The sequence below is a fragment of the Jeongeupia sp. HS-3 genome (assembly GCF_015140455.1).
GTDB lineage: Bacteria > Pseudomonadota > Gammaproteobacteria > Burkholderiales > Chitinibacteraceae > Jeongeupia.
In genome coordinates this window covers 2669933-2693128 of record NZ_AP024094.1, presented here as the reverse complement: position 1 = coordinate 2693128, position 23196 = coordinate 2669933, and the positions used below count along the sequence as shown (strand labels likewise).

The following is a 23196-nucleotide window of genomic DNA, read 5'->3' as shown; positions in this document are numbered from 1 at the left end:
TTTTTAATGCAACTCAATCCGTCCGAAATCAGTGAACTGATTAAAGCCCGGATCCAGAATTTGTCGGAAGGCGTCGAAGCCCGTACCACTGGTACGGTTGTTTCGGTCACCGATGGTATCGTTCGCGTGCACGGCCTCTCCGAGGTGATGCAGGGCGAAATGCTGGAATTCCCGGGTAACACCTTTGGTCTGGCGCTCAACCTTGAGCGTGATTCCGTCGGCGCCGTGGTGCTGGGTGATTACACCCACATCTCCGAAGGCGACGAAGTCAAGTGCACCGGCCGCATTCTCGAAGTGCCGGTCGGCCGCGAACTGATTGGCCGCGTGGTGAACTCGCTCGGCCAGCCGATCGACGGCAAGGGCCCGCTGGGTACCACGCTGACCAGCCCGATCGAAAAGATCGCGCCGGGCGTGATCGCGCGTCAATCGGTTGACCAGCCGCTGCAAACCGGCCTCAAGGCCATCGACACCATGGTGCCGATCGGTCGTGGCCAGCGCGAGCTGATCATTGGCGACCGCCAGACCGGCAAGACCGCGGTGGCACTGGATGCGATCATCAACCAGAAGGGCACTGGCGTAACGTGTATCTACGTTGCCATTGGCCAGAAGGCATCGTCGATCGCCAACGTGGTGCGCAAGCTCGAAGAGCACGGCGCACTCGACCACACCATCATCGTTGCCGCTGCGGCATCCGAATCGGCCGCGCTGCAATACATCGCCGCCTACTCGGGTTGCTCGATGGGCGAATACTTCCGCGACCTTGGCGAAGACGCACTGATCGTTTATGACGATCTGTCCAAGCAAGCCGTGGCGTATCGCCAGATTTCGCTGCTGCTGCGCCGTCCGCCGGGCCGTGAAGCCTATCCGGGCGACGTGTTCTATCTCCACTCGCGTCTGCTGGAGCGCGCTTCGCGCATCAACGCACATGAAGTCGAGAAGCTCACCAATGGTGCGGTGAAGGGCAAGACCGGTTCGTTGACCGCGCTGCCTATCATCGAAACCCAGGCAGGCGACGTGTCGGCTTTCGTGCCGACCAACGTGATCTCGATTACCGACGGCCAGATCTTCCTGGAATCGGACCTCTTCAACGCAGGTATCCGCCCGGCCATGAACGCCGGTATCTCGGTATCGCGCGTCGGTGGTGCGGCTCAGACCAAGGTCATCAAGAAGCTCGGCGGCGGTGTGCGTCTGGCGCTGGCCCAGTACCGTGAACTGGCTGCGTTCGCGCAGTTCGCTTCCGATCTGGACGAAGCCACCCGCAAGCAGCTCGAGCGCGGCAAGATGGTCACCGAACTGATGAAGCAGGCGCAGTACAGCCCGCTCAAGGTCGGTGAGCTTGGCGTGACCCTGCTCCTGATCAACAAGGGTGTGTACGACGACGTCAAGGTCGACCGTGCGCTTGCTTTTGAAGCCGCTTTCCTGTCGTACCTGAAGGCCAACGCAGCCGAGGCACTCGCTCGCGTCGATGAAAAGGGCAACCTTTCCGAAGACGACGAGGCGACCATCCTCAAGGCCGCGGCAAGCTTCAAGGCCGGCAACGCCTTCTGATTCGAAACTGATTAAAGAGGAATCGAATCATGGCAGGCGGTAAAGAGATCCGGACCAAGATCAAGAGCGTCAAAAACACGCAGAAGATCACCCGCGCCATGGAAATGGTGGCGACGTCCAAGATGCGCCGTGCGCAGGAGCGCATGCGTGGTGCCCGGCCTTACGGTGAAAAAATCCGCAAGGTCACGGCCCACCTGAGCGCTGCGCTGGTGGACTACGCGCATCCTTTCCTTCAGCCGCGCGACACCGTCAAGCGGGTGGGTTTCATCGTCGTCACGTCGGACAAGGGCTTGTGCGGTGGTCTGAACACCAACGCACTGCGCCAGACGCTGAATGCGATGAAGGAATTGCACCAGAAGGGTGTGGAAATCGCCGTCACCGCCATTGGCAATAAAGGCTTTGGCTTCATGAACCGCAACGGCGCGAAAGTGATTTCGCACGTTGTGGGTTTGGGCGACACGCCACATGTCGAGCAGCTGATCGGACCGATCAAGGTCATGGTCGACGCTTATGTGGCGGGTGAAGTGGACGAGGTTCGCCTCGTCTACACCAAGTTCGTCAACACCATGAAGCAGGAGCCGACTGTCGAGCAGCTGCTGCCGCTGTCCGGTGAGGCCATCGGCCAGCCGGACCACGGTTACAACTGGGAATACCTGTACGAGCCGGATGCCAAGACCGTCATTGACGATCTGATGATCCGTTACCTCGAAGCACTGGTGTACCAGGCTGTGGCCGAGAACATGGCCAGCGAGCAGGCAGCGCGGATGGTGGCGATGAAGGCGGCCACCGACAACGCCGACCAGGTGATCGGCAATCTGCAACTGCTGTACAACAAGACGCGTCAAGCGGCGATTACGAAAGAACTTTCGGAAATCTGCGGCGGCGCTGCAGCGGTTTAACAGATCGCCAACCCGAATATACTGATTAGGAACCCTAAGATGAGCCAAGGGAAAATCGTACAAATCATTGGCCCGGTGGTCGACGTGGAATTTCCGCGCGACAACCTGCCCAAGGTGTATGACGCGCTCAAGCTCGCCGCCCAGGATCTGACGCTGGAAGTCCAGCAGCAGCTTGGTGACGGTGTAGTGCGCGCGATCGCCATGGGCACGACCGATGGCTTGAAGCGTGGCCTGCTGGTGGACAATACCCACGCACCGATCTCGGTGCCGGTGGGTACCGCCACGCTGGGTCGCATCATGGACGTGCTGGGCAACCCGATTGACGAAGCTGGCCCGGTGCAAACCGAAGTCCGCCGCGCCATTCACCAGCCTGCACCGAAGTTCGACGAACTGAACCAGTCGATCGACCTGCTGGAAACCGGCATCAAGGTCATCGACCTGGTGTGCCCGTTCGCCAAGGGCGGCAAGGTCGGCCTGTTCGGCGGCGCCGGCGTCGGCAAGACCGTCAACATGATGGAACTGATCAACAACATCGCCAAGGCACACTCGGGTCTGTCCGTGTTCGCCGGCGTGGGTGAGCGTACCCGTGAGGGCAACGACTTCTACCACGAGATGAAGGACTCCAACGTCCTCGACAAGGTGGCGATGGTTTACGGTCAGATGAACGAGCCGCCGGGCAACCGTCTGCGCGTGGCCCTGACCGGCCTGTCGATCGCTGAACACTTCCGTGACGAAGGTCGCGACATTCTGTTCTTCGTCGACAACATCTACCGTTACACCCTCGCGGGTACCGAAGTCTCGGCACTGCTGGGCCGTATGCCGTCGGCGGTGGGTTACCAGCCGACGCTGGCCGAAGAAATGGGCGCCCTGCAAGAGCGCATCACTTCGACCAAGAGCGGTTCGATCACGTCGATCCAGGCCGTTTACGTGCCTGCCGATGACTTGACCGACCCGTCGCCGGCAACGACCTTCGCCCACTTGGATGCAACCGTCGTTTTGAGCCGTGACATCGCCGCGCTGGGTATCTACCCGGCCGTTGATCCGCTCGATTCGACCTCGCGCCAGCTGGATCCGCAAGTCGTCGGCGACGAGCACTACAGCGTTGCACGTGGCGTGCAGCAAACGCTGCAGAAGTACAAGGAACTGCAGGACATCATCGCGATTCTGGGTATGGACGAACTGTCTCCTGAAGACAAGCTCGCCGTGGCCCGTGCGCGTAAGATCCAGCGCTTCCTGTCGCAGCCTTTCCACGTGGCCGAAGTGTTCACCGGCTCGCCGGGCAAGTACGTGCCGCTGAAGGAAACCCTCAAGGGCTTCAAGGGCATTCTCAATGGCGATTACGATCACCTTCCGGAGCAGGCCTTCTACATGGTCGGCGGCATCGAAGAAGCGATCGAAAAAGCCAAGACCTTGCAATAAGGGGATAGCCGATGGCCATGACCATGCACGTGGATGTGGTAAGCGCCGAGGAACTGATCTACTCCGGTACCGCCGAGTTCATCTCCGCGCCTGCCGACAAGGGCGAGATCGGTATCCTGCCGCGGCACGCCCCGCTGCTGACCCGGGTTCGCCCGGGTGCGCTGCGGATCAAGCCAGCCAACTCGAACGAACCGGACGTGATCCTGTACGTCTCGGGCGGGCTGCTTGAAGTGCAACCGCACGTAGTGACGGTGCTGGCCGATACCGCTATTCGCGGTGCCGACATTGACGAAGCTAAGGCTCTGGAAGCCAAACGCCGTGCCGAAGAAGCCCTCAAGGGCAAAACCGGCTCGGTGGACTTCGCCATGGCGCAGGCTGAACTGTTCGAAGCCGTCGCGAAGCTCGCGGTGCTCGAAAAGCTCAAAAAGCGCGGCCACTAAGCGTCCCAAGCGCCTCAAAAACCCCGGTCTTCTGGCCGGGGTTTTTCTTTTTCTGCGCGCCGATCTGGCGGATGGCCCGGTGTAAACCCGATACCGCCAGGTCACATGTCGGCGCTACAATGCGACTATTCTTTCTCGTCGATTCAGGAATTCCATGACTCACCCGCTCAACGTCGTTGTCCTTGCCGCCGGTCAGGGCAAACGCATGTACTCGAAGCTGCCCAAGGTGCTGCACCAGATCGCTGGCAAACCGCTGGTCGGCCATGTGATAGACACCGCTCGCGCGCTCGGGCCTGCCAAGCTGGTGGTGGTGCACGGCCACGGTGGTGAGCTGGTTCAGAGCGCGTTCGCCGGCCAGACCGATCTGGCCTGGGCGCATCAGGCGCAGCAGCTGGGTACCGGCCACGCGCTGGCGCAGGCGTTGCCGCAGCTGGAAGGCGGAGTGACGCTGATGCTCTATGGCGACGTGCCGCTGACCCGCTTAGCCACCCTGCAAGCGCTGCTGGCGGCGGTGGAAGGTGGCAAGTTCGGCATCCTCACCGATGTGCTCGACGATGCCACCGGCTACGGCCGCATCGTGCGCAACGGTGCCGGTGAAGTGCAGGCGATTGTCGAACAGAAGGATGCGACGCCGGCACAGGCGGCGATTCGTGAAATGAATACTGGCATTCTGGCGCTGCCGACCGAGCGCTTGGCCGGATGGCTGTCCGAATTGAAGAACGACAACGCCCAGGGCGAGTACTACGCGACCGATCTGGTGGCGCTGGCGGTGCGTGACGGCATCGCCGTGGCGACGGTGCATCCGCAAGACCACTGGGAGGCCGAGGGCATCAACAACAAGGTGCAACTGGCGGCGCTGGAACGGATTTATCAGCAGCAGCAGGCCAGTGCGCTGCTCGCCGGCGGCATCACGCTGCGCGATCCGGCGCGCTTCGATCTGCGGGGTACCTTGACCCACGGCATGGACGTGATCGTCGACGTGAACTGCGTGTTCGAGGGCAAGGTCGTTCTCGGCCATGATGTCAGCATCGGCGCCAATTGCGTGCTGAAGAACGTCACCATCGCTGACGGTGCGGTGATCCATCCGTTCTGCCACATCGAGGGTGCGGTGATCGGCGCCGGCAGCCTGATCGGCCCGTATGCAAGGCTACGCCCGGAGGCCGAGCTGGCCGAACATGTGCACGTGGGCAATTTCGTCGAGGTGAAGAAATCGCTGATCGGCGTCGGCTCCAAGGTCAACCACCTCAGCTATATCGGCGACACCACCATCGGTCGCGACGTCAATGTCGGCGCCGGCACCATCACCTGCAATTACGACGGCGTGAACAAATTCCGCACCGTGATCGAGGACGAGGCGCGCATCGGTTCAAACAACTGCCTGGTTGCCCCGGTGACCATCGGCGCACGCGCGACCACCGGCGCAGGCTCGGTCATTGGCAAGAATGCGCCGGCTGGCGAGCTGACGGTGGCGCGGGCCAGGCAGGTGACGATTGCCGGCTGGGAACGTCCGGAAAAGCTCAAGAAATAATCAAGCGGCGGGCGGCGAGCTATCTTGCGCCGCCTTGTGGTGTCGCGGCCGAATCGGCTCGGCGTACAGACTGGGTTTGATCGGCGCGCCGCGTGCCTCGGCGACGGCCTCGGTGAGTTCGGCGCCGAGCAGCAGGATCAGCGCCGAGTAGTACACCCACACCAGCAGCACCACAACGCTGCCCGCCGGCCCATAGGCGCCGCCGATATCGCTGTTGGCGATATAGACGCCGATGGCGATCTTGCCGAGCAGGAACAGCACGTCGGTCAGCAGTGCCCCGATGAGTGCATCGCGCCAGGCGATTTGCGCGTCGGGCAGGATCTTGTAGATCGCGGCAAACACGAAGATGAAGACCGCGGTCGAGACCGCCATCTCGATCACCTGCCAGATCACGGTGTCGCCCGGCACGAACAGCCGGATCAGGGTGCTGGCGGTGAACGAGATCACCAGCAGGAAGGCAACCGCCAGCAATAGCCCGAGTGCGTTCAGCCGTGATCGCAGCCAGCCGAGCACCGCGCCGCCGGGCTTGGCGCGCAGCCCCCAGACGCGATTCAGCGCACCCTGCAGTTGCGCGAACACTGCCGATGCACCGATCAGCGTAATCCCGAGGCCGATGAGTCCGGCCAGATTGCCGACATTGGGACGGCTGCTGGCATTGTGAATCACCATGGCGACGGCATCGGCGGCTTTGGGCCCGACCATTTCGTTGAGTCCGCCGATCAAGCGCCCCTGATAGTCGGGGCTGAGCGAGGCGACCACCCACAGCAGCAGCACCAGCAGCGGTGCGAATGACAGCGCCGAATAGAAAGCCAGCGCGGCAGCGCGGGTCATCAGCTCGTCGTCGAAAAAGCCGTCCACGGTTTTTTCGATCACGCGCCGGATGAGCAGGTACAGCGCATGAACTCGCTGCCACATCGGCAATACTCCAGACAGGAACAGTTTTCAGGTTAATCGCTCGCCGCTTTGAAATCGAGCGCTCATGCCGATTGCATTCCGTCCGGGAGGCCAGGGGCTGCCTTGTTACCAGCGGGAATGACAGCCGGAAATGCTACAATCGGCGTTTTTCCCGACCTTTTGCCATTCGTGCAGGGGTTTGATTGATCAAGGATTTTTCCCGATGAGCCTGCAATGCGGCATTGTCGGCCTGCCCAATGTCGGCAAGTCGACGCTTTTCAATGCACTGACCAAGGCCGGCATCGAAGCCGCCAATTACCCGTTCTGCACCATCGAGCCGAACGTCGGCATCGTTGAAGTGCCCGATTCGCGCCTCGGCGATCTGGCCGGCATCATCAATCCGCAAAAGATCGTCCCGGCCATCGTCGAATTCGTCGATATCGCCGGCCTGGTCGCCGGCGCCTCGAAGGGCGAAGGTCTGGGCAACCAGTTTCTCGCCAACATTCGCGAGACCGATGCCATCGTCAACGTGGTGCGCTGCTTCGAGAACGACAACATCGTTCACGTCGCCGGCCGCATTGATCCGATCGACGACATCATCGTCATCGGCACCGAACTGGCGCTGGCCGACCTGACTGCGGTCGAGAAGGCGATGCAGCGCGAAGGCAAGAAGGCCAAGAGCGGTGACAAGGATGCAATCGCGCTGATCAAGGTGCTGGAAAAGCTACAGCCGCACCTGAACGAAGGCAAGCCGGCACGCTCGGCCGGCCTGAGCGACGACGAAAAGCTCGCGATCAAGACGCTGTGCCTGCTGACGATCAAGCCGGCGATGTACGTTGCCAACGTGGCCGAGGACGGTTTCGAGAACAACCCGCTGCTCGACAAGGTGCGTGCGCATGCCGAGGCCGAAGGTGCGCCGGTGGTCGCTGTCTGCGCCGCGATCGAATCGGAAATCGCCGAACTCGATGACGCCGACAAGGCCGAATTCCTCGCCGAACTCGGCCAGAGCGAACCGGGCCTGAACCGGCTGATCCGCGCCGCCTACCAACTGTTGGGTCTGCAAACCTACTTCACCGCCGGGGTGAAGGAAGTCCGCGCCTGGACCATCCATATCGGCAACACCGCACCGCAAGCCGCCGGCGTGATCCATACCGACTTCGAGCGCGGTTTCATCCGCGCGCAGACGATCTCGTTTGCCGATTTCATCCAGTACAAGGGTGAACAGGGCGCCAAGGAAGCCGGCAAGATGCGCGCCGAGGGCAAGGACTACGTCGTCAAGGACGGCGACGTGCTGAATTTCCTGTTCAACGTTTAAGCGCGTGAATCGAGATTGAAAAAAAGGAGCCGCCGGCTCCTTTTTTGTTTTCAGCATGCTCAGGCCGAGGCGGCGGTCAGTGCTTCGACCTCATCCCACGTCGCCGCGTATGCGCCGGCGTGGCTGGCCGCCAGCGCGGCGGCGGCGGCGGCGTGGCGCAGGTGGGTGGCGACCGGCGCACCGGGCGCGTGCAGCACGCTGGCCATCCAGCCGCCCATACTGGCGTCGCCGCAGCCGACGGTGTCGATCACCTGCACCTTGAACACCGGCTGGTCGATCACCGTATCGCCGTGCAGCCAGCGCATGCCATCGGCGCCGCGGGTCAGCAGGATCTCGGCGTGCGGCGCGAGCGTGCGCAGGCTGGCGAGCGCCTGATCCGGGTTTGAGCCCGGGAACAGCTGGCCGAGGTCTTCGTCGGACACCTTGATATAGCTTGCCAGCGCGGCGAGAGTGCGGAAGGTCTCGGCGTAGTGCGGTGCGTTCATCGGTTCGCGCCAGTTCGGGTCGAAGGCGATGCGCTTGCCGGCCGCGAAGGCTTGGCGGGCGATCTCGACGAGGCGCTCGGCCAGCGGTGGGCGCGCGAGGCTGATGCAGCCGAACTGGACGATCTCGGCGCTAGCCAGCCAGCCGGCCGGCAGTGCTTGCGGATCGAAGGCAAGATCGGATTCTCCGACGAAGAAGTACTGCGGCGGCCGGGTCGACGGCACCATTGCCAGCAGTGGCGCGGCGTCGGTGCGCTGGATGAAACGCGCATCCAGCCTGGCCTCGGCGGAGAGCCGTGCCAGTTCGTCGCCGAATACATCGGTGCTCAGCGCGCCGCCGTAGCCGGTGGGGATGCCGAGGCGGCTGGCGACGCGGGCGACGTTCCAGCAGGCGCCACCCGGTTGGGCGAGCCAGTGCGTGTCGTCCTGGCGGATGAAGTCGGTGAGGGCTTCGCCGAAGACGACGAAACGGGGCAAGGCAGACATCGGTGAACTCCCGGCAAAACGGTCGATCTATGCTGCCAGAGGCTGGCGCTGGCCGGTAGTGGTGAACTACCTTGCTAGAACGACGTCAAGCGCTGCGGATGTGATCTTTGCCGCATCGCCGCTCACGAGCGTCCGGCATAATGCCAAGCTGATTTTGACTGATGGAGAAAGTCCGATGCGTAAATCCCTGATTGCTGCCCCCTTGCTTGGCGCGCTGTTGCTGTCGGCATGCGCAACCAATGATCTGGGCGAAAGCCGTGATCTGAATAAGACCGAAATGGGCGCGATTCTTGGCACGCTCGGCGGCGCGGCGATCGGTGCGGCGGTGAGCCACAACAACCGCGGCAAGGGCGCGCTGATCGGCGCGGTCGGCGGCGGTCTGGCCGGCGGCGGCATCGGTTACTACATGGACAGCCAGGCCAAGGATCTGCAAAAGCAGCTGGCGCCGGAAATCCAGAAGGGCGAAATCACCGTGCAGAAGCAGGCCGACAACACGCTGCTGGTCAGCATGACCTCGAACACCGGCTTCGACAGCAGTTCGGCCGTGATCAAATCGGGTTACACACCGACGCTCGACCGGATTGCCAAGGTCGTCAACCAGTACGGCAAGACCTCGATCACCGTGGTCGGCCATACCGACAGCAGCGGCAAGGCCGACAAGAACATGGTGCTGTCGCAGCAGCGTGCGCAGGCGGTGGTCGATTACTTCACCGGCCGATCGGTCAATCCGGTGCGTTTGCAGGCCGTCGGCAAGGGCATCACCGAACCGCGCGCCGACAATGCCACGCCGGCAGGTCGAGCGCTCAACCGCCGTGTCGAATTGTGGATTGCACCGGTACGCGCCGACTGATCGTCAGTGCTTCGTTCGGCAGCAAAAGCGCGGCATGCCGCGCTTTTTTCATTTTCTGGATAAATGGGTGTTGGCTGTCATCAAACGTCAACACAGGTATGATTCAATGTTTCGCCTTAAGGAGATTGTCCCCCATGAGCCGCATGGTCCACTGTGTAAAACTCGGTCGCGAAGCCGAGGGCCTCGACTTTCCGCCGCTGCCTGGCGAGATGGGCAAAAAGCTGTATGACAACGTCTCGAAAGAAGCCTGGGCGGCGTGGGTCAAGCACCAGACGATGCTGATCAACGAGAATCGCCTCAATCTGGCCGACCCGAAAGCACGCCAGTACCTGCAACAGCAGCTGCAGAATTACTTCTTCGGTGCCGGTGCCGACGAAGTTGCCGGTTTCGTACCACCGAGCGCATAACCGATTCGTAATGCCGCAGGCCGCTACACGCGGCCTGTTTCCATTTTCCGGCCGCACAAGCGGCGCGACGTGTGAAGCGAGCCATGATTTACAAACCAGCCGACAATCAGTTGATGCTCAATCGCGAGCTTGGTCTTCTGGAGTTCAACCGCCGCGTATTCGCCCAGGCCGAGGATGTGAGCAATCCACTCCTTGAACGCTTGAAGTTCCTCTGCATCGTTTCCAGCAATCTCGACGAGTTCTTCGAAGTGCGTGTCGCCTGGCTGAAGGAAAGCATCCGCCAGTCTCCAACCCGCTTGCTGCCCGAGGGGCTGACGCCGCAGCAGACCTTCGATTTGGTTGCGCGTGAAGCGCACGATGTCGTCGAGCGCCAGTACCGCCTGTTCCGCGAGGTGATGCTGCCGGCGCTGGCCGAAGAAGGCATCCATTTTCTGCGCCGCAGCCTGTGGAACGAAGCCCAGAGCGCCTGGGTGAAGGATTTCTTCTTCCGCGAGCTGATGCCGGTGCTGACGCCGATCGGGCTGGACCCGTCGCACCCGTTCCCGCGGGTGCTGAACAAGTCGCTCAATTTCATCGTCGAGCTCGAAGGCCGTGATGCCTTTGGCCGCAGCGCCGAAATGGCCATCGTCCAGGCGCCGCGCATCCTGCCGCGCTTTGTGAAGATGCCCAAGGAAATCAGCGGCGTCGAGCACGGCTTCGTGTTCCTGTCGTCCATTCTGCATGCGCATGTCGATGAGCTCTTTGTCGGCATGAACGCGCTCGGCTGCTATCAGTTCCGTGCGACGCGCGATTCCGATCTCAGTGTCGACGACGACGATATCAAGGATCTGCGCGCGGCACTCGAAGGCGAACTGAGCCAGCGGCCGTTTGGCGATGCAGTGCGGCTCGAAGTCGCCGACAATTGCCCCAAGCATCTGCAGGACTTCCTGCGCCAGCAGTTCGGCCTGGCCGAGATCGACGTCTACCGCGTCGGCGGCCCGGTGAATCTGGTGCGGCTGATGCAGGTTCCCGATCAGGTCGATCGGCCCGATCTGAAGTTCGAGCCCTTCATGCCGGGGATTCCGCTCGAGTTGCGCAAGCAGGCCGATATCTTCTCGGCGATCCGCCACGGCGATGTGCTGCTGCACCATCCGTTCCAGAGCTTCACCCCGGTGATCGATTTCCTGCAGCAGGCGTCGACCGATCCGAAGGTGGTGGCAATCAAGATGACCATCTATCGCACCGGCAGTGATTCGGCGTTGATGGATGCGCTGGTCGAGGCGGCGGCGCGTGGCAAGGAAGTCACCGTGGTGGTCGAGTTGATGGCGCGCTTTGACGAGGAAGCCAACATCAACTGGGCCGCCAAGCTCGAACGTGCCGGCGCGCACGTGGTTTACGGCGTTTACGGTTACAAGACCCACGCCAAGATGCTCCTGGTGGTGCGGCGTGAGGGCGACAGGCTGCGCCGTTATACCCACGTCGGTACCGGCAACTACCACCCGCGCACCAGCAAGCTCTACACCGACTTCGGGCTGATGACGGCCAACGAAGAAATCACCAGCGACGTCAACGATATCTTCATGCAGCTGACGGGGCTCGGCCTTGCCGGCGATCACCTGCGCCTGTGGCAGGCGCCGTTCACGCTGCAGCCGAACATCATCAAGTCGCTTGATCGCGAAATCCTCCACGCCCGCGCCGGCCGCAAGGCGGTGGTGATCGCCAAGATGAATGCGCTGCTCGAACCGACGGTGATCGAAAAGCTGTACGAGGCGAGTCAGGCCGGCGTGACCATCCACCTGCTGGTGCGCGGCGTGTGCGCGCTGCGCCCGGGCATGCCGGGGCTGTCCGAGAATATCAAGGTGCGCTCCATCATCGGCCGCTTCCTCGAACACCACCGGGTGTTCTACTTCTATAACGACGGCGCCGAAGACGTGTATTTGTCGAGCGCCGACTGGATGGGCCGCAACCTGTTCCGCCGCATCGAGATTGCCTTCCCGGTACTCGCGCCCAAGGTCAAGCGCCGGGTGATCCGTGAAAGCCTGCGCGGCTATCTGGTCGACAACACCCAGACGTGGGAAATGCTCTCGGATGGTCGCTACCGCCGCAAGAGTGCGCGGGGTGGCAAGCGGCGCAATGCCCAAGCGACCTTGCTGGCCGAGCTTGGCGCCAAGCAGCGCAGCTGAGGGTGGACACGGATATGGAACATCTGATTTTGTGGCGTCATGCCGACGCCGAAGACGGCTGCGGCGACGATTTGGCCCGGGCGCTGACGCCCAAGGGGCGCAAGCAGGCGCAAAAAGTCGCCGCCTGGCTGAACGAGCAGCTCAAGGGCCAGCCGATGCGGTTGATCGTCAGCGAGGCCAGGCGCGCGCAGGAAACCGCCAAGGCGCTTGGCGTGGATATCGAAACCAGCGCGCTGCTCAACCCCGACCACGGCCAGTCCGCGCACTATCTTGAGGCCGCCGGCTGGCCGCAGGGCCGCGATCCGGTGGTGGTGCTGGTGGCGCATCAGCCGACGCTGGGCGCGGTGGCGGCGCTGCTGCTGACCGGACGCGAGCAGGACATGGCACTGAAGAAAGGCGGGCTGGTGTGGATCGAGCTGCGCCGGCGCGGCGGTAGCTGCGAATACGTGCTGCGGGCGGCGATCACGCCGGAGCTGCTGGCCTGAGTCTCGGCTTCGACCGACGAACGCGCGAACTTGGATCGCTCAACACCACTCCTACCGCAGACGAAGTTCGTTCAACGGAGTGCCGGCGATGAAGCCACCACAAATCCCGGGGCAGGGACAGCCTGCCCGCAGTGCATATCCGGATGACTTCCTTACCCGCCATCGCGGTGACGCAGCGTTTTCGTGGATTTGCTGCGCATCGGTGCCAGAGTTGATGATGACGGGAAAAGGCAGGTCAGTGAAACGTCACCCACCGGGCTGAGGTCTGGCACGGGTCGTTAAAAAAGCCCTCCGCAAGGAGGGCTTTTACATGGGCCGTAGCGCTTCAGCGCGCCGGTATCGCCAGTGCCAGACTGGCGCGGTAGTGGCGGTTGGCCTCTTCGGGACGTTCGAGCCGTTCGAGCAGCGCCGCAAGCTCGGTATGCGCCAGCGCGCTTGGCGCCACGGCGATACTGGCCTCGAAGTAGGTCTGTGCCTTGCCCCACAGTGCGCGCGCCGTGCACAGCCGGCCCAGCGTGAGCAGCAGCTTGGGATCGTTCGGGTGCGTCTTGAGCCAGGTTTCGGCCTGCTGCAATTGCGACACCAGCGCATCGCCGCTCAGGCCAAGCATGCCGTAGCGTTCGGCCAGCTCGCTCGACCAGTTTTGCGCCAGCGCGGCTTCGATCGCATCGCGGGCGGCTGCCGGTTCGCCCTGAATGGCGTAGGCATCGGCCAGCGTGGCAACCAGTGCCGGCGCACTGCGGTCGGCGGCGGGCAGCTTCTGCCACCAGTCCTTGAGTTCACGCGGCGTTTTCGGCTGGCGTCGCAGCACGTTCTGATAAGCCTGCAAGCGGATCGCCTGCGCCTGACTGGCATCGAGCGCATCGCCCTTGGCCAGTTGATCGACCAGTTTGACGATGGCTGCGGCGTTGTCCTCGCGCTGGCGCAGCCGCAGTTCCAGTTTGAGCATGGCGGTGAGCTTGGGCGAGAGGCTGCGCGCCTCGGCCAGCGCCGCTTCGGCATCCTGATTGCGGCGCTCGTCCAGATACAGTTCGGCCATCGTCATCGCCAGCGCCAGATGGCGCGGGCCGAGTCGCTCGCGCAGCTTGCCGAAGTACTGGTCGCGCTTGGCGAAGTCGCGCATCAGATGGGCGGCGCGTGCGGCAAGGAGGCCGTTGACGGCGAAAGCATCGGCTTCGCGGCTGACGGCCAGCGCCTCGCCGGCGAGCTTTTCGGTGCGCTGGTAGCGGCCCTCGAAGAAGGCGATGCGGGCATCGCGCTCAAGCTGCACCGATGCATCGCGCGCCTTGCGCAGGCGGTAGGTTTTGACCCGGTCTGGCAGGCCGCCAAGCTCGGCAAAGATGCGCGTCAGCCCATACAGCAGCGCCACCAGTGCAAGGATGCCGACGATGAAGACATTCAGCGAAATCTCGACCCGCCACGGCGGCACAAAGAGCAGCGCAAAGCCGGTATTGAGCTGCGCGAACAGCGTCAGCCCGACTGCGAGCGCGAACAGCGCGATCAACCACAATAGGGCTCTCACGGCTTGGCCCTCTCGCTGGCCAGCCGGCTCTGGCGTACCGCGGTCAGGCTGGCCGACAGATCCGGAAGCTTGAGCGCCAGCGATTCGCGTGATAGCCCTTCGAGTGCGTTGATGGTATTGCGCGTGGCCGGGGTGCTGGTGTCGAAGTAGCGCTTCAGGTAGTCGGCGGCGGCCTTCAGATCTGCGTGGAACGTGCTCTCGTTACGCATCAGCAGCGCGGTACGCGCATTCAGCAGCCGCAGTTTGACGTTTTCGCGCAGGAAGAACGCCTCGTCTGGCGTCAGCAGCATGGCATCGGGCTGGTCGATGCGGCGGATTTTGATCAACTGGCGGAATTGGCCCCACAGCTCGCTGCCGGCACGCTGCAGCATGTTGGCAGGCTGCGCTGGCGCCGTTGCCGCCGCCTTCGGGTCGCGATTGCCATCAACCGCCAGCGGCAGTCTGTCGATGCCGACCACCAGCGTATCCAGGCGCGCGGCAATGCCGACCACATCCAGATACGGTTGGGTCTTCAGTTGATCGATATCGTGGCTGATGCTTTTGCGCAGCGAGATCAGCTCGGGGCGGTTCAGCGCGGCCAGTTTCTGGTCGATGGCGTTGAGCCCGACCAGCGCGGCGTCGACATTGCCGGCCAGCTGCAGCTGCTGGCTGGCAAACGCCAGCGTTTGCTCGGTTTCGGCCAGCACCCGCTGGGTTTCGTTGCGCGTCAGCGCCTCGTACATCGACGATAGCGCCGTTTGCTGGCTCTGCGTCTCGTTCTGGCGGGCGGCGACGTTGGCCAGTTCGCGCTCCAGCGCCTGGCCGCGTAACTGTGCCTGCGCCTCGCGCTCCTGCGCGCTGCGCAATTGCTGCTGGCCTTGGGCGAGCTCGCGGCTGACCGCCAGCCGCAGCGATTCCATCGCATGTTGCTGGTACAGCCAGACGCCGCCGGTGGCGACGAGAGCAACGATGGCGGTGGCCAGCGCCGGCGACACATGCGGCAGGCGGCGGCGGGGTGAAGTCAGCGCGGAGGGAAGCGAATCTTGTTCTTGAGTCATGGCTGGTCCGCGAAATAGTGGCAGAGCGAGTCAACGGTTCCGGCATCGCCGGTGGCGCAAGGCTCGACGCGTGTTGCGCCATGCGCGTGCAGTGCGGCGACGATGCGAGGATGCGATGCGAAGTACAGCAGCGATTGTAGCCGCTCGCGCGCGGCGCCTCCAGCCAGCGTGAACAGGCGATCCGCGGCTTCGGCGCTGCTGATCACCGTGGCGTCGATGCCGGCGGCGAGCATTCGGGTCAATTCGGCGAGCGACAGCGCCGGCGGCGCGCGTCGGTAGGCCGAGACGATGGTCAGCGCGGCACCGCGTGCCATCAGTGCATCGGGCAGGGTATTGCGGCCGCCTTCGCCACGAACCAGCAGCACGCGACGACCGGCGAGCGCTTGCATCTCGGCCTCCTGCAGCAGCCCTTCGCTGTCGTGCTGCGCCGGCGGCGAGATCACCGTGCTCGCGCCGAGCTGGCGCGCGCGCGCGGCACTACCGGGGCCGACCACGGCAACCGGGATGCGTGCCGGCCACGGCGCGCCGAGTTTGGCAAAGCTCAGATCGAGTGCGGTCGGGCTGACGAAAACGACCAGATCGAATGACGCCAGCGTCGCTAGCGCCGCCTCGAACGGCGCCGGGTCGGCCGGCGGGATGATCTCCAGCAGCGGCTGGCGGATCGCCACGCCGCCTTGCGCTTCGATCAGCGCCGTCAGCGTGCCGGCCTGCGCTTGCGGACGGGTGATCCAGACGCGGCGGCCGCTGAGGGCTGGCATGTTAATGCTCGAGCGCCTTGAGGATGTCACCGGCGCCCTCGCACATCAGCAGGTCGGCGACCTGACAACCGAGGCCGTCGGCGGCGGCGCGGGTGCCGTTGGATTCGGCGTAGACCGCGTGGCTGCCGTCGGGCATCGCCACCAGACCGCGCAGGCGCAGGAAGCCGTCGTCGTCTTCGGCGAACGCCGCCAGTGGCAACTGGCACGAGCCATTGAGCCGGCGCGACAGCGTGCGCTCGGCGGTGACGCAGGCGGCGGTGGCGGCGTGGTTCAGCGGCGCGAGCAGCGCATGCAGATCGGCGCGGTCGGCGCGGATCTCGATGCCGAGCGCGCCCTGGCCCGGCGCCGGCAGGCTGGTTTCCACCGCCAGTTCGGTGCGGATGCGGTCGGCAAAACCCAGGCGCTTGAGCCCGGCGGCGGCAAGGATCAGCGCGTCGTAATCGCCGGCGTCGAGCTTGCCGAGTCGGGTGCCGACATTGCCGCGTACCGGTTTGAATTGCAGCTGCGGATAGCGCGAGCGCAATTGCGCTTCGCGCCGCAGGCTGGCGGTGCCGACCACGGCGCCGGCCGGCATCTCGTCGAGGCTGGCGTAGGCGTTCGAGACAAAGGCATCGCGCGGGTCTTCACGCTCGGTGATCGCCGCGATGGCGAAGCCCTCGGGCAGCACCATCGGCACGTCCTTCATCGAGTGCACCGCGAGGTCGGCACGACCGTCGAGCAGCGCTTCTTCGAGTTCCTTGACGAACAGACCCTTGCCGCCGACCTTGTTCAGCGTCTTGTCGAGAATCTGGTCGCCCTGCGTCGTCATGCCCAAGAGGGCGATCTCGGTGCCCGGCAGCAGCGCGGCCAGCCTGGCCTGGATGTGCCGGGCCTGCCACAGGGCGAGCGGGCTTTCGCGGGTGGCGATGACGAGGCGGGCGGGTTGCGGGCTGGCGGACACGGCGGTGCTCACGGCGAAGATGAAAAGCCGATTCTACCACCCGCAGCGCTGCGAGCCCGGCGGCCTAGCCGGCCGGTTCGATCCGCGCGACCGGGCGCGAGATCGGTTTGGACAGCACCAGCGAGGTGGTGAGGTTGCCGTGCGCGGCGAGTGCGTCGACGACCGTTTCGAGCGATTCGGGCCGGGCGATCGCGCAGCGGACCAGCAGGCAATCCTCGCCGGTGATGCGGAACACTTCGAGCACCTCGGGCATCGCCTCGCACTGCGCCAGCACCTGCGGCAAGCGGGCGTGATCGCTGCGCACGCGGATCAGCGCCTGCAGGCCGTAGCCGACTTTCTGCAGATTGAGCCGCGCGCCATAGCCTTCGATGATGCCGGCGTCTTCGAGCTTGCGGATGCGCTCGCTCACCGCCGGCTGCGACAGACCGATGCGTTTGCCCAGCACCGACAGGCTCTGGCGGGCATCGTTCTGCAGCGCGTCGAGGATGTGCCAGTCCTTGCTGTCGAGTGGAAACGATGGATTCATGGTTTGCCCTGCAAAAAAACGATGATCGAAAAGAAAACCGGCCGATGTTCGAATGACCCTGCATTCAGCGTAATCGGCCGGCGAAATATCCTGTTGTCATCGTGATCGAAGACAGCGGGGTGAGCAAGATGCGCGGATTGTGGACGTGGTGGATGGCAAGGCGCAGCCTGGCACGGCAACTGGCCGAATTGCGCGGCATGTCGGCGTACCAGCTCGCCGATCTCGGGGTGGCGGCGAGCGATATCGACGCGATCGCCGTGGGAGCGTTCGAGGCGCCGGTGTCGCGCCGACGGAAACACCAGCTTGAAGCAATGGGGGCTGGCGCTGCCGGCAAAGCGGCTTAGGCGATCGGCGCGCTGGCCCGGAACTGGATGACATTGCCTTCGGGATCGACGCCGTCGCAAACGATGAAGTCGCCGAAGCGCCATTCCTTGTCGGCCGGCGGCAGCGCGCCGCCCAGGCAGGCGGCGACGGTGCGCGCGGTGACGAGATCGGTGACAAAGAACACCGGCTTGATCGCCGTGTTCGCACGTGGGCGCGGCGGCGTTTCGATCGTGATCGTCGCGGCGATATCGGCCGGTACGCGCTGGATCACCAGCTCGACGCTGCGCGCGGTCAGCACGATGTACGCGTCGTCGGCATGGCTGACGGTCATGTCGAGCACGCCGGCGTAAAACGCCGCGACGCGCTCGATATCCACGGCGTACAGCACCGTGCCGGACCGGATGGTTTTGCTCATGGTGTTGGTCTCCTTGCTGCAAAGCCTAAGACAATTCACCCACGCCGGCCATGCGTCAAAGCCCCAAGACGGGCTGTGGCATGATGGCGCGCGATCAACAATTCATTCCTGGCGAGGAACCCATGTCACTTACCGGCCGCTTGGGCGCTGTGTTGGCCGTACTGCTCCTGCTTCAGGGCTGCGCGGTCGAACTGTTCAAGAATCCGAATGCGCACAGCGGTGCGGTGTCGGATGCCATTACCTATGCCATTGCCGGTCACAACGGCAATACCGCTTCGTTTCGGATTGCGAAACGCGAACCGATACCGGTGTCGTCCCAAGGCTGGCGCCTTTGTTCGGCCGAGGAACTTGCAGGCTTTACGCCGCGTGACCTGCAGTTGCTGTGTCGTCCGGCCTATTCAAGCGGCGATCCACAATGCCGGAATACGCAAGGCTGCGTGGCACTTCAGCTCGATCCGTCGGGGTGGTCGGATCCGGAAATGCACGCCGTTGTCGTGCAAGCATTGCACAACCCCTGCCGGTTCATTCCACAGGCCGGTATCCCCGACGAGCATTGGGCCGGATTTTTCCATTCGAAGAACCTCAACCGGGCGTGGCTCAATTGCGATTCGGGCAGGCTGCCGTATCGCAAGGTCGTGATTCAGGCGGGGGCGGACGAGCACGACATCGAGATCGACTGACCAAGCCGGGGCTTGGTCAGTGTCGCGCGCTGGTGATCAGTGCGCCTCGTCCCAGTTGCCGCCGACGCCGACTTCGGCCACCAGCGGCACGGCCAGTTCGGCGACCTGCGCCATCTTCTTCGGCAGCTCGATCCGGATCAGCTCGAGCTCGTCGTCGGGGACTTCGAGCACCAGTTCATCGTGTACCTGCAGCACCAGCCGGCTTTTGAGCTTCGCATCACGCAGCCACGCATCGACGGCGATCATTGCGCGCTTGATCAGGTCGGCGGCGGTGCCCTGCATCGGTGCGTTGATCGCGGCGCGTTCGGCGCCGGCACGGCGGCCGGCATTGCTCGACTTGATCTCGGGCAGCCACAAGCGGCGGCCGAACACCGTTTCGACGTAACCCTGTTCCTTGGCCTGCGTACGGGTGCGTTCCATATACGCGGCGACGCCGGGGAACTGGGCGAAGTAGCGGTCGATGAAGGTCTTGGCGGCGACGCGGTCGATTTCGAGCTGCGCGGCGAGGCCGAATGCGCTCATGCCGTAGATCAGGCCGAAGTTGATCGTCTTGGCGTAGCGGCGCTGTTCGGTGCTGACTTCCAAGGGCGAGACGCCGAACACCTCGGATGCGGTCGCCTTGTGGACGTCCATGCCTTCGGCAAACGCTTTCAGCAGCGCCTTGTCGCCCGACAGGTGCGCCATGATGCGCAGCTCGATCTGCGAGTAGTCGGCCGACACCAGTTTGTGCCCCGGCGGCGCGATGAACGCCTCGCGGATCTTGCGGCCCTCGGCGGTGCGGATAGGGATGTTCTGCAGGTTCGGATCGTTCGACGACAGCCGCCCGGTCGCGGCGACGGCCTGACTGAAGTTGGTATGCACGCGCCCGGTTTCGGGGTTGACCATCAGCGGCAGCTTGTCGGTGTACGTCGATTTGAGCTTCGACAGGCTGCGGTTTTCCAGCAGCACCTTCGGTAGCGGGTAATCCTTGGCCAGCTCGGTCAGCACGTCCTCGTCGGTCGACGGCGCGCCTTTCGGCGTTTTCTTGATCACTGGCATGCCCAGCTTCTCGAAGAAGATTTCGCCGATCTGCTTGGGGCTGCCGAGATTGAACGGCTGGCCGGCGAGCTCGTAGGCTTTCTGTTCGAGTTCGATCAGTTTGAGGCCGATGGTGTGGCTCTGGCGGTTGAGCCGGTCGGCATCGACCAGCATGCCGTTGCGCTCCATCGTGAACAGCACCTCGCGCACCGGCATCTCGAGATCGCGGTACAGCGTCTGCAGCTGCGGCTGCTGCGCGAGCTTGGCACTCAGCGAAGCCGCCAGCCGCAAGGTGATGTCGGCATCCTCGGCGGCGTAGGCGGTGGCGGTATCGACGCCGACCTCGTCAAAGCCGATCTGCTTGGCGCCCTTGCCGGCGACTTCCTCGTACTTGATCGTCGTTTCACCGAGTTCGCGCAGCGCCAGATCGTCCATATTGTGGCGTTCGTGGCTGGCGAGCACGTAGCTCATCAGCATCGTGTCATCGCTAATGCCCCTGAGCGCAATGCCGTGATTGGCGAACACATGCTGGTCGTACTTGAGGTTCTGGCCGAGCTTCTTGTGCGCCGCCGATTCCAGCCACGGGCGCAGTTTTTCCAGCGTGGCATCGAACGGCAGTTGCTCGGGCGCCTCGGTGCCGCGGTGCATCAGCGGCAGATAGGCTGCTTCGCCGGCATCGACGCAGAACGACATGCCGACAATCTTGGCGCGCATCGGGTCGAGGCTGTTGGTTTCGGTGTCGAGCGATACCACCGAAGCGGCCATCAGCCTGGCGATCCACGCGTCGAGCTGGGCATCGGTGAGGATGGCTTCGTACTTTCGCGCCACTGCGGACAACGGTACGGCAGCCGGCGTATCGATAACTGCAGGCGCTACGACGACCGCAGCCGTCGGCACATCCAGCGGCGCGCCGAACAGGTCACCGGCCGGTGCCGGGATCGCCGGCGTGGCGCCGAGCCGGGCTTCGGCTTCGCGCAGCCAGTTGCGGAAGTTGTAGCGCGCAAACAGCGCGTGTAGTGCGTTCCAGTCTTCTTTCCCGGGGGCGAGGTCGGCGATGCCGTTGGGGAGTTCGGCGGCGAGATCGACGTCGGTCTTGATGGTGACGAGTTCCTTGGCCTTCGGCAGCCAGTCCAGGCTGTCGCGCAGATTCTGGCCGACCACGCCCTTGATGGCGCCGGCGTTGGCGATGATGGCGTCGAGGCTGCCGTACTCGGCCAGCCACTTCGCGGCGGTCTTGTCGCCGCACTTGGGCACGCCGGGAACGTTGTCGACCGCGTCGCCCTTGAGGGTGAGGAAGTCGACGATCTGGTCCGGGCGGACGTTGAATTTGGCGAACACGCCGGCCTCGTCGAGCACTTCGTCGGTCATCGAGTTCTCGATGCGCACGTGCGCGTCGACCAGCTGCGCCATGTCCTTGTCGCCGGTCGACATGATCGCGGTCATCCCCTGCGCCGCGGCCTGACGCGCCAGCGTGCCGATCACGTCGTCGGCCTCGACGCCGTCGATGATCAGCATCGGCACGCCAAACGCCGCCACGGCTTTGTGGATCGGGTCGATCTGGCTGCGCAGGTCGTCGGGCATGCTCGGGCGGTTGGCCTTGTACTCGGGATAGAGATCGTCGCGGAAGGTCTTGCCCTTGGCGTCGAACACGCAGGCGATGTAGTCGGCCGGCGTGGTGGCGCGCAGCTTCTTGAGCATATTGATGAAGCCGTAGATCGCGTTGGTCGGCGTACCGTCGGGTGCGGACAGATCGCGGATGGCGTGGAAGGCGCGGTACAGGTAGGACGAACCGTCGATCAGAAGCAGGGTGGGCATGGCATATCCGCAAGCCACCGCCCGGTGGGGCGTGGCTATACTCGTTTGTAAGCAAGGGCGAGGACGCGCGCGATGAAGCTCAAGGACAAGCTGCCACAATTGGCCGATCCGGAGATCGATGCCGAGCATCAGGGAACGCGCGCGCGCGAGGCGTGGCGGGTGTTCGAGATCATGGCCGAGTTCGTCGAGGCCACCGAACGCCTGCAAAGAATACAGCCGGCGGTGTCGATTTTCGGTTCGGCGCGGATCGGGCCCGACCACGCCTATTATAAACGCACCGAGGAGATCGCCCGGCGCTTGTCGGATGCGGGATTTTCGGTGATCTCCGGCGGCGGGCCGGGCTTGATGGAAGCGGCGAACAAGGGTGCCTATTACGGTGCCAGTCCCTCGGTCGGGCTGAACATCCAGCTGCCGCACGAGCAGAGCAACAACCCGTATCAGGACGTCAGCCAGAGCTTCCGCCACTTCTTCGCCCGCAAGGTGATGTTCGTCAAGCACGCCAGCGCCTACGTGGTCATGCCCGGCGGCTTTGGCACGCTGGATGAATTGAGCGAGGCGCTGACGCTGATGCAGACCGGTAAATCGCACAAATTCCCGGTCATTCTCGTCGGCAGCGAGTTCTGGCGAGGCCTGGTCGACTGGTTTCGCGAGCGGCTGGTCGCCGATGGCATGATTGCGGCGGCCGATCTGCAACTGGTGCAGCTGATCGACGATCCGGCCGAGATCGTCGAAGCGATCTTCCGCTTCTTCGAGAGCCGTGGCTTCGAGATGTCGCCTGCCGAGCGCGAAATGCAGTTCAGCCTGTGAGGCCGGGCGGTGCTTTGGGTAGAATGGGCGGACAACAGGCCCGCCGGGCCAAGGGGAGTCCATCATGAAAACGATGCTGTGCAGTCTGGCGCTGTTGGCAAGTACGGCCGCGCTGGCCGAACTGCCGCCGCTCGATCCGCCGCCGCCGCCGCCGCAATCGGTGCCGGCCGAGCAACTGCCGCCGGTGGTCAAACCCAAGGCCAGCAAGCCGGTGGGCGAGCCCGAAGTGCGCATTGTCGAGAAGGCCGATGCGACCGTCGCCGAGTATCGCCTGAACGGCAAGCTCTACATGATGAAGGTCACGCCCAAGGTCGGCGAGCCTTATACCCTGTACGACCATGAAGGCAATGGCCAGTTTGTCCAGATCGATAACGCCGATTCGGGCGGTGTCCGCTTGTCGGTGCCGCAATGGGTATTGTTTTCCTGGTAAGCGTGACCGC

23 protein-coding genes are annotated in these 23196 nt (G+C 63.7%); 14 read left to right on the top strand and 9 right to left on the bottom strand.

Features of this window, described 5'->3' with window-relative positions; translation table 11 throughout:
* Positions 1–6: 6 nt before the first annotated feature.
* The 5 genes from atpA to glmU all read left to right on the top strand — a co-directional run bounded on the left by atpA (position 7) and on the right by glmU (position 5834).
* A complete protein-coding gene (gene atpA / locus JLC71_RS12860) occupies positions 7–1548 on the top strand; it encodes a F0F1 ATP synthase subunit alpha (protein WP_200915858.1) in 1542 nt (513 codons plus the stop codon).
* Positions 1549–1577: 29 nt separating this feature from the next.
* On the top strand, positions 1578–2447 hold the full coding sequence (gene atpG, locus JLC71_RS12855; protein WP_200915857.1) for a F0F1 ATP synthase subunit gamma: 870 nt from the start codon (positions 1578–1580) through the stop codon (positions 2445–2447).
* Between the two features lie 39 nt (positions 2448–2486).
* On the top strand, positions 2487–3866 hold the full coding sequence (gene atpD / locus JLC71_RS12850) for a F0F1 ATP synthase subunit beta (RefSeq protein ID WP_200915856.1): 1380 nt from the start codon (positions 2487–2489) through the stop codon (positions 3864–3866).
* Between the two features lie 11 nt (positions 3867–3877).
* Positions 3878–4306, top strand: a complete 429-nt coding sequence (locus JLC71_RS12845) for a F0F1 ATP synthase subunit epsilon (RefSeq protein WP_200915855.1) — start codon at positions 3878–3880, stop codon at positions 4304–4306.
* A 154-nt stretch (positions 4307–4460) separates the two neighbouring features.
* Positions 4461–5834 carry a bifunctional UDP-N-acetylglucosamine diphosphorylase/glucosamine-1-phosphate N-acetyltransferase GlmU gene (glmU, locus tag JLC71_RS12840; RefSeq protein WP_200915854.1) on the top strand — a complete coding sequence of 458 codons (1374 nt, stop codon included), beginning with the start codon at positions 4461–4463 and terminating at the stop codon, positions 5832–5834.
* Here the strand turns inward: glmU and JLC71_RS12835 are convergent, their stop codons facing one another.
* On the bottom strand, positions 5835–6749 hold the full coding sequence (locus JLC71_RS12835; protein WP_200915853.1) for a YihY/virulence factor BrkB family protein: 915 nt from the start codon (positions 6747–6749) through the stop codon (positions 5835–5837).
* A gap of 202 nt (positions 6750–6951) precedes the next feature.
* On the opposite strand from JLC71_RS12835, the gene ychF reads away from it, so the two are divergent.
* Entirely contained in the window at positions 6952–8043 is a 1092-nt protein-coding gene (ychF, locus tag JLC71_RS12830; protein ID WP_200915852.1) for a redox-regulated ATPase YchF, read from the top strand.
* 59 nt (positions 8044–8102) lie between these two features.
* Here the strand turns inward: ychF and JLC71_RS12825 are convergent, their stop codons facing one another.
* Positions 8103–9011: a carbohydrate kinase family protein gene (locus JLC71_RS12825; protein ID WP_200915851.1), complete on the bottom strand. Its 909-nt coding sequence runs from the start codon at positions 9009–9011 to the stop codon at positions 8103–8105.
* 175 nt (positions 9012–9186) lie between these two features.
* Between JLC71_RS12825 and JLC71_RS12820 the strand changes: the two genes are divergently transcribed.
* The 4 genes from JLC71_RS12820 (at position 9187) to JLC71_RS12805 (ending at position 12915) form a co-directional block, all read left to right on the top strand.
* The gene (locus tag JLC71_RS12820) at positions 9187–9861 is read left to right on the top strand and encodes a YiaD family glycine zipper/OmpA-like lipoprotein (protein WP_200915850.1); all 675 of its coding nucleotides are present in this window, start codon (positions 9187–9189) and stop codon (positions 9859–9861) included.
* 134 nt (positions 9862–9995) lie between these two features.
* Complete coding sequence (locus tag JLC71_RS12815) at positions 9996–10268, top strand: oxidative damage protection protein (RefSeq protein ID WP_200915849.1); 273 nt, start codon at positions 9996–9998, stop codon at positions 10266–10268.
* Positions 10269–10351: 83 nt separating this feature from the next.
* Complete coding sequence (gene ppk1, locus JLC71_RS12810) at positions 10352–12430, top strand: polyphosphate kinase 1 (RefSeq protein WP_200915848.1); 2079 nt, start codon at positions 10352–10354, stop codon at positions 12428–12430.
* A 14-nt stretch (positions 12431–12444) separates the two neighbouring features.
* Entirely contained in the window at positions 12445–12915 is a 471-nt protein-coding gene (locus JLC71_RS12805) for a SixA phosphatase family protein (protein ID WP_200915847.1), read from the top strand.
* 325 nt (positions 12916–13240) lie between these two features.
* Here the strand turns inward: JLC71_RS12805 and JLC71_RS12800 are convergent, their stop codons facing one another.
* From JLC71_RS12800 to JLC71_RS12780, 5 genes are all read right to left on the bottom strand, one after another.
* Positions 13241–14437, bottom strand: a complete 1197-nt coding sequence (locus tag JLC71_RS12800) for a heme biosynthesis HemY N-terminal domain-containing protein (protein ID WP_200915846.1) — start codon at positions 14435–14437, stop codon at positions 13241–13243.
* Positions 14434–15474 carry a uroporphyrinogen-III C-methyltransferase gene (locus JLC71_RS12795; RefSeq protein WP_200915845.1) on the bottom strand — a complete coding sequence of 347 codons (1041 nt, stop codon included), beginning with the start codon at positions 15472–15474 and terminating at the stop codon, positions 14434–14436. Before JLC71_RS12795 ends, JLC71_RS12800 begins: the two co-directional genes overlap by 4 nt.
* Positions 15471–16232: a uroporphyrinogen-III synthase gene (locus tag JLC71_RS12790; protein ID WP_200915844.1), complete on the bottom strand. Its 762-nt coding sequence runs from the start codon at positions 16230–16232 to the stop codon at positions 15471–15473. Before JLC71_RS12790 ends, JLC71_RS12795 begins: the two co-directional genes overlap by 4 nt.
* Before the next feature lies 1 nt (position 16233).
* Positions 16234–17172: a hydroxymethylbilane synthase gene (gene hemC / locus JLC71_RS12785; RefSeq protein ID WP_200915843.1), complete on the bottom strand. Its 939-nt coding sequence runs from the start codon at positions 17170–17172 to the stop codon at positions 16234–16236.
* A gap of 64 nt (positions 17173–17236) precedes the next feature.
* The gene (locus JLC71_RS12780) at positions 17237–17698 is read right to left on the bottom strand and encodes an Lrp/AsnC family transcriptional regulator (RefSeq protein ID WP_200915842.1); all 462 of its coding nucleotides are present in this window, start codon (positions 17696–17698) and stop codon (positions 17237–17239) included.
* Positions 17699–17799: 101 nt separating this feature from the next.
* On the opposite strand from JLC71_RS12780, the gene JLC71_RS12775 reads away from it, so the two are divergent.
* Positions 17800–18042 (top strand): DUF1127 domain-containing protein, encoded by a 243-nt coding sequence (locus JLC71_RS12775; protein ID WP_200915841.1) that lies wholly within the window; start codon positions 17800–17802, stop codon positions 18040–18042.
* Here the strand turns inward: JLC71_RS12775 and JLC71_RS12770 are convergent.
* On the bottom strand, positions 18039–18437 hold the full coding sequence (locus tag JLC71_RS12770; protein WP_200915840.1) for a VOC family protein: 399 nt from the start codon (positions 18435–18437) through the stop codon (positions 18039–18041). The genes JLC71_RS12775 and JLC71_RS12770 overlap by 4 nt on opposite strands.
* 80 nt (positions 18438–18517) lie before the next feature.
* On the opposite strand from JLC71_RS12770, the gene JLC71_RS12765 reads away from it, so the two are divergent.
* Positions 18518–19117, top strand: coding sequence for a hypothetical protein (locus JLC71_RS12765; RefSeq protein WP_200915839.1), 600 nt, complete (start codon positions 18518–18520; stop codon positions 19115–19117).
* A 36-nt stretch (positions 19118–19153) separates the two neighbouring features.
* On the opposite strand, the gene polA is transcribed toward JLC71_RS12765, so the two are convergent.
* Complete coding sequence (gene polA, locus JLC71_RS12760; RefSeq protein ID WP_200915838.1) at positions 19154–21949, bottom strand: DNA polymerase I; 2796 nt, start codon at positions 21947–21949, stop codon at positions 19154–19156.
* Between the two features lie 72 nt (positions 21950–22021).
* Here polA and JLC71_RS12755 point away from each other — a divergent pair, with 72 nt between their 5' ends.
* Positions 22022–22756: an LOG family protein gene (locus JLC71_RS12755; RefSeq protein ID WP_200915837.1), complete on the top strand. Its 735-nt coding sequence runs from the start codon at positions 22022–22024 to the stop codon at positions 22754–22756.
* 64 nt (positions 22757–22820) lie between these two features.
* Entirely contained in the window at positions 22821–23186 is a 366-nt protein-coding gene (locus tag JLC71_RS12750) for a DUF2782 domain-containing protein (RefSeq protein WP_200915836.1), read from the top strand.
* The last annotated feature ends 10 nt before the right edge of the window (positions 23187–23196 follow it).

Bases quoted from the DNA above. Each gene is read 5' to 3' on its own strand.
- atpA (WP_200915858.1), top strand. From the start codon at position 7: ATGCAACTCAATCCGTCCGAAATCAGTGAACTGATTAAAGCCCGGATC.
- atpG (WP_200915857.1), top strand. From the start codon at position 1,578: ATGGCAGGCGGTAAAGAGATCCGGACCAAGATCAAGAGCGTCAAAAAC.
- atpD (WP_200915856.1), top strand. From the start codon at position 2,487: ATGAGCCAAGGGAAAATCGTACAAATCATTGGCCCGGTGGTCGACGTG.
- JLC71_RS12845 (WP_200915855.1), top strand. From the start codon at position 3,878: ATGGCCATGACCATGCACGTGGATGTGGTAAGCGCCGAGGAACTGATC.
- glmU (WP_200915854.1), top strand. From the start codon at position 4,461: ATGACTCACCCGCTCAACGTCGTTGTCCTTGCCGCCGGTCAGGGCAAA.
- JLC71_RS12835 (WP_200915853.1), bottom strand. From the start codon at position 6,749: ATGTGGCAGCGAGTTCATGCGCTGTACCTGCTCATCCGGCGCGTGATC.
- ychF (WP_200915852.1), top strand. From the start codon at position 6,952: ATGAGCCTGCAATGCGGCATTGTCGGCCTGCCCAATGTCGGCAAGTCG.
- JLC71_RS12825 (WP_200915851.1), bottom strand. From the start codon at position 9,011: ATGTCTGCCTTGCCCCGTTTCGTCGTCTTCGGCGAAGCCCTCACCGAC.
- JLC71_RS12820 (WP_200915850.1), top strand. From the start codon at position 9,187: ATGCGTAAATCCCTGATTGCTGCCCCCTTGCTTGGCGCGCTGTTGCTG.
- JLC71_RS12815 (WP_200915849.1), top strand. From the start codon at position 9,996: ATGAGCCGCATGGTCCACTGTGTAAAACTCGGTCGCGAAGCCGAGGGC.
- ppk1 (WP_200915848.1), top strand. From the start codon at position 10,352: ATGATTTACAAACCAGCCGACAATCAGTTGATGCTCAATCGCGAGCTT.
- JLC71_RS12805 (WP_200915847.1), top strand. From the start codon at position 12,445: ATGGAACATCTGATTTTGTGGCGTCATGCCGACGCCGAAGACGGCTGC.
- JLC71_RS12795 (WP_200915845.1), bottom strand. From the start codon at position 15,474: ATGACTCAAGAACAAGATTCGCTTCCCTCCGCGCTGACTTCACCCCGC.
- JLC71_RS12790 (WP_200915844.1), bottom strand. From the start codon at position 16,232: ATGCCAGCCCTCAGCGGCCGCCGCGTCTGGATCACCCGTCCGCAAGCG.
- JLC71_RS12780 (WP_200915842.1), bottom strand. From the start codon at position 17,698: ATGAATCCATCGTTTCCACTCGACAGCAAGGACTGGCACATCCTCGAC.
- JLC71_RS12770 (WP_200915840.1), bottom strand. From the start codon at position 18,437: ATGAGCAAAACCATCCGGTCCGGCACGGTGCTGTACGCCGTGGATATC.
- JLC71_RS12765 (WP_200915839.1), top strand. From the start codon at position 18,518: ATGATGGCGCGCGATCAACAATTCATTCCTGGCGAGGAACCCATGTCA.
- polA (WP_200915838.1), bottom strand. From the start codon at position 21,949: ATGCCCACCCTGCTTCTGATCGACGGTTCGTCCTACCTGTACCGCGCC.
- JLC71_RS12755 (WP_200915837.1), top strand. From the start codon at position 22,022: ATGAAGCTCAAGGACAAGCTGCCACAATTGGCCGATCCGGAGATCGAT.
- JLC71_RS12750 (WP_200915836.1), top strand. From the start codon at position 22,821: ATGAAAACGATGCTGTGCAGTCTGGCGCTGTTGGCAAGTACGGCCGCG.